Origin of the sequence: Pseudomonas agronomica, assembly GCF_025917275.1 — a bacterium.
Classification (GTDB): Bacteria; Pseudomonadota; Gammaproteobacteria; order Pseudomonadales; family Pseudomonadaceae; genus Aquipseudomonas; species Aquipseudomonas agronomica.
Map to the genome: position 1 here is coordinate 1 of NZ_JAOSHO010000399.1, position 4688 is coordinate 4688.

A 4688-nucleotide genomic window follows, 5' to 3' on the forward strand; every position below is an offset into this window, starting at 1 on the left:
GCAGGCGACTCGGTCTTACTGAAAAGCCCCACGCTTCTGCGCATTACGAATCGACACCTGATCGTTCAGCGTCCAGAAGTCATACAGCACACCCAGGAAAAACACCCCGCCGGTCAGCAGATAGATAATCCCGCTGAGCCACTTTCCCTGATACATGCGATGAACGCCGAAGACGCCGAGGAAGGTCAGCAATATCCACGCCACGGTGTATTCGATAGGCCCGGGGGTGAAACGCAGATCCGCTTCGCGATCCATCGCCGGGATCAGGAACAGGTCGATCAGCCAACCGATGCCCAGCAGGCCGAAAGTGAAGAACCAGATCGTGCCAGTCACCGGCTTGCCGTAATAGAAACGGTGCGCACCGGTGAAGCCGAAAATCCAGAGCAGATAGCCAATCACTTTGCTATGGGTGTCACGGGTTGCGTCCTGCTGATAGCTGTTCATGAATGGCCTCTTTTGCCTCGATAGAAAAATTTGTTCGGACTTTTTGTGACTTTCTCGTGTCTCGCCGACAGGCGGTCCTGAACGACTCGGACCTGTGAAACGCCCGTGTTACGGGGGTCCTGTCGGACAATCGGGTCAATTGTCGCGATTGTGCGGGGTTCAGGCTGGGTTTCGGATCGACAAACGGCCTCGAAACGGCAAAAAAAGCTGTTATAAAGTTGCGCGCTAACCTTTATGAGCCTTGCCTAATGCGTCCATTTTTCAAGACATGGCTGACCATCTGCCTATTATTGCCACTGGCCGCCCACGCCACCAATCGTGAGCAACGTCTTCCCAACGTCAACGGTTACACCCCGAAATCCCATGTTTCTGCTCCAGGGAGCAAAAACAACCCGGGCACACAGCGCCTGAACACAGCCAACAGCAAGCTGGTGCCGCCTATGGCGACCAAGGCGAGCAGCAACGTGTTGAGCCGCGCCGTGAATGTACTGGGCACACCTTACCGCTGGGGCGGCAGCAGCCCAAGTAAAGGTTTCGATTGCAGCGGTTTGGTGAAGTACGCCTTCAACGACGCCACGTTCGACCTGCCACGCACTTCCAATGCGATGGCTGCCGGTCATGGCGAGAAAGTCGAGCGCAAGGACTTGAAGCCTGGCGACCTGATTTTTTTCAAGCTCAAGAGCCGCCGGGTCAACCACGTGGCGATCTACCTGGGCAACGACCGCTTCATCCACGCCCCACGGCGGGGCAAGTCGGTGACCATCGACACGCTGAACAAGCCGTACTGGGACACCCACTACGTCGTCGCCAAGCGCGTGCTGCCGAAAGAGCCGGGTGCGATGCGGGTGGTTCAGCGCTGAGCCAGCATTTTTGCTGTAGCTGATGACCCCATCGCGAGCAAGCTCGCTCCCACAGGACTTTCAGCGAATGGAAATCTAGTGTGGGAGCGAGCTTGCTCGCGATGGGGCCTGCAAAAGCACCACATCTCTAAAAGTTATCCGGCGTACGCGCCCGCTCCCGCGCATGTTCGCGGCTGATCAGCCCCTTGTTCACCAACTCTTTCAGGCACATGTCCAGCGTCTGCATCCCCAGCGAGCCGCCGGTCTGGATCGACGAATACATCTGCGCGATCTTGTCTTCCCGGATGAGATTGCGGATCGCCGAGGTGCCCAGCATGATTTCGTGCGCTGCGACCCGCCCGCCGCCGATCTTCTTGACCAATGTCTGGGAGATCACCGCCTGCAATGACTCCGACAGCATCGAACGAACCATGGACTTCTCGTCGCCGGGGAACACGTCCACCACCCGGTCAATGGTCTTCGCTGCCGAGGTCGTGTGCAGCGTGCCGAATACCAGATGTCCGGTTTCCGCAGCGGTCAGCGCCAGGCGAATGGTTTCCAGGTCACGCATTTCCCCCACCAGGATCACGTCCGGGTCTTCCCGCAGGGCCGAGCGCAGAGCCGTGGAAAAACCTTGGGTGTCGCGGTGCACCTCGCGCTGGTTGATCAGGCATTTGCGCGGTTCATGGACGAACTCGATCGGGTCCTCGATGGTAAGGATGTGATGGTGCTTGTGGCTATTCAGGTAATCGATCATCGCCGCCAGGGTCGTGGACTTGCCTGAACCAGTAGGCCCGGTCACCAGTACGAGCCCGCGTGGGGCCTCGGTGATCTTGCGAAACACGTCGCCCATGCCCAGGTCTTCCATGGTCAGGACTTTCGAAGGGATAGTCCGGAACACCGCCCCGGCGCCGCGGTTCTGATTGAAGGCGTTGACCCGAAACCGTGCCACACCTGGCACGTCGAAGGAGAAATCCGTTTCCAGAAATTTCTCGTAATCAACGCGTTGCCGGTCGTTCATGATGTCGTAGATCAGCTCATGAACCTGTTTATGGTCCAGTGCCGGCAGGTTTATCCGTCGCACATCGCCGTCGACACGGATCATCGGCGGCAGCCCGGCGGACAGGTGCAGGTCCGACGCCCCCTGTTTGGCGCTGAAGGCCAACAGTTCAGTGATATCCATAGCGCTCCTCAATTCCAGTAGAATGCCGCGAACCTCAGACCCGCTGGCCTTTCTTTATGACCACGATAGCAGACAACATTGCTCAGGTTAGATCGCGCATCCATGCGGCGGAGCAAGCCGCCCAGCGTGCCGCAGGCAGCGTCCAGCTGTTGGCCGTGAGCAAGACCAAGCCCGCCCAGGCCCTGCGCGAAGCCTATGCCGCCGGCCTCAGGGACTTCGGCGAGAACTACCTGCAAGAAGCGCTCGGCAAGCAGGCGGAACTGACCGACCTGCCCTTGATCTGGCACTTCATCGGCCCCATTCAATCGAACAAGACGCGCGCTATTGCCGAACATTTCGACTGGGTGCACTCCGTGGATCGCCTGAAAATTGCCCAACGCCTGTCCGAGCAGCGCCCGGCCGAGCTGCCGCCGTTGAACATCTGCATCCAGGTCAACGTCAGCGGCGAAGCCAGTAAATCCGGTTGCACACCAACGGACCTGCCAGCCCTCGCCAAGGCCATCGCCGCATTGCCGTGCCTCAAGCTGCGCGGGTTGATGGCCATTCCCGAACCGACCGACGATCGCGCCGAGCAGGACGCGGCGTTTGCGGCCGTCCAGCGCCTGCAAGCCAGCCTGGACCTGCCCCTGGATACGTTGTCCATGGGCATGAGCCATGACCTCGAATCCGCCATCACCCAAGGCGCCACCTGGGTTCGCATCGGTACTGCATTGTTTGGCGCCCGCGACTACGGTCAAACACCCAACTGACCCATTCATCTCTTTATAAGGACCTGTCATGAGCAACACGCGTATTGCCTTTATCGGCGCCGGCAACATGGCCGCCAGCCTGATCGGCGGCCTGCGGGCCAAGGGCCTGGACGCATCCATGATTCGCGCCAGCGATCCGGGTGAAGAGACTCGCAAGCGGGTCAGCGCCGAGCACGGCATCGAAACCTTCGCCGACAACGCCCAGGCCATCGACGGCGTGGACGTCATTGTGCTGGCGGTCAAGCCGCAAGCGATGAAGACCGTCTGCGAAGCCCTTCGCCCGAATCTCCAGCCTCATCAACTGGTGGTGTCGATCGCTGCGGGCATTACCTGCGCGAGCATGAACAACTGGCTCGGTGCCCAGCCGATCGTGCGCTGCATGCCCAACACCCCGGCCCTGTTGCGCCAGGGTGTCAGCGGCCTGTACGCAACCGGCCAAGTGAGCGCCGCGCAACGCCAGCAGGCCGAAGAGCTGCTGTCGGCCGTCGGCTTGGCGCTGTGGCTGGAAACCGAGCAGCAACTGGATGCCGTCACCGCCGTCTCCGGCTCGGGCCCGGCGTACTTCTTCCTGCTGATCGAAGCCATGACCGCCGCGGGCGAGAAACTCGGCCTGCCCCGCGAGACCGCCGCCCAGCTGACGTTGCAAACCGCCCTCGGCGCCGCCCACATGGCAGTGTCCAGCGACGTCGATGCGGCCGAGCTGCGCCGCCGTGTGACGTCTCCGGCCGGCACCACCGAAGCGGCCATCAAATCGTTCCAGGCCGGCGGCTTCGAAGCCCTGGTGGAAAAAGCACTCGGCGCCGCCGCGCACCGCTCGGCCGAGATGGCCGAACAATTGGGCCAATAAGGAGCCATTCATGATTGGATTGAACACTGCAGCGGTCTACGTCCTGCAAACCCTCGGCAGCCTGTACCTGCTGATCGTGCTGATGCGCTTCGTCTTGCAACTGGTGCGCGCCAACTTCTACAACCCGCTGTGCCAGTTCGTGGTCAAGGCTACCCAGCCGCTGCTCAAGCCGCTGCGCCGGATCATCCCGAGCCTGTTCGGCCTGGACATGTCCTCGCTGGTGTTGGCGATCCTGGTGCAACTGGCGCTGATGGCCCTGACCCTGCTGCTGACCTACGGCACCACCGGCAACCCGCTGCAACTGCTGATCTGGTCGATCATCGGCGTCACCGCGCTATTCCTGAAGATATTCTTCTTCGCCCTGATCATCAGCGTGATCCTGTCCTGGGTCGCACCAGGCAGCCACAACCCGGGGGCCGAACTGGTGAACCAGATCTGCGAGCCGGCCCTGGCGCCGTTCCGTCGCATCGTGCCGAACCTCGGCGGCCTGGATATCTCGCCGATCCTGGCGTTCATGGTGCTCAAGCTGCTCGACATGCTGGTGATCAACAATTTGGCGGCGATGACCATGATGCCGGAGATTTTGCGGGTGTTGATCTAAAGCACGCTGCAACTTTTCCTGTGGC

6 protein-coding genes are annotated in these 4688 nt (G+C 60.7%); 4 read left to right on the forward strand and 2 right to left on the reverse strand.

Features of this window, described 5'->3' with window-relative positions; translation table 11 throughout:
- Positions 1-15 precede the first annotated feature (15 nt).
- Positions 16-444 (reverse strand): NINE protein, encoded by a 429-nt coding sequence (locus OC610_RS21415; protein WP_264430584.1) that lies wholly within the window; start codon positions 442-444, stop codon positions 16-18.
- A gap of 248 nt (positions 445-692) precedes the next feature.
- Between OC610_RS21415 and OC610_RS21420 the strand changes: the two genes are divergently transcribed.
- A complete protein-coding gene (locus OC610_RS21420; protein WP_264430586.1) occupies positions 693-1304 on the forward strand; it encodes a C40 family peptidase in 612 nt (203 codons plus the stop codon).
- 127 nt (positions 1305-1431) lie between these two features.
- Here OC610_RS21420 and OC610_RS21425 read toward each other — a convergent pair whose 3' ends face one another.
- Positions 1432-2466, reverse strand: a complete 1035-nt coding sequence (locus OC610_RS21425; RefSeq protein WP_264430588.1) for a type IV pilus twitching motility protein PilT — start codon at positions 2464-2466, stop codon at positions 1432-1434.
- A gap of 56 nt (positions 2467-2522) precedes the next feature.
- Between OC610_RS21425 and OC610_RS21430 the strand changes: the two genes are divergently transcribed.
- From OC610_RS21430 to OC610_RS21440, 3 genes are read left to right on the forward strand one after another with little or no spacing between them, the layout of a single operon-like run.
- Positions 2523-3215 (forward strand): YggS family pyridoxal phosphate-dependent enzyme, encoded by a 693-nt coding sequence (locus OC610_RS21430; protein ID WP_264430590.1) that lies wholly within the window; start codon positions 2523-2525, stop codon positions 3213-3215.
- A 28-nt stretch (positions 3216-3243) separates the two neighbouring features.
- Positions 3244-4062, forward strand: a complete 819-nt coding sequence (proC, locus tag OC610_RS21435; protein WP_264430592.1) for a pyrroline-5-carboxylate reductase — start codon at positions 3244-3246, stop codon at positions 4060-4062.
- A 10-nt stretch (positions 4063-4072) separates the two neighbouring features.
- Complete coding sequence (locus tag OC610_RS21440; protein WP_030137912.1) at positions 4073-4663, forward strand: YggT family protein; 591 nt, start codon at positions 4073-4075, stop codon at positions 4661-4663.
- Positions 4664-4688: the final 25 nt, after the last annotated feature.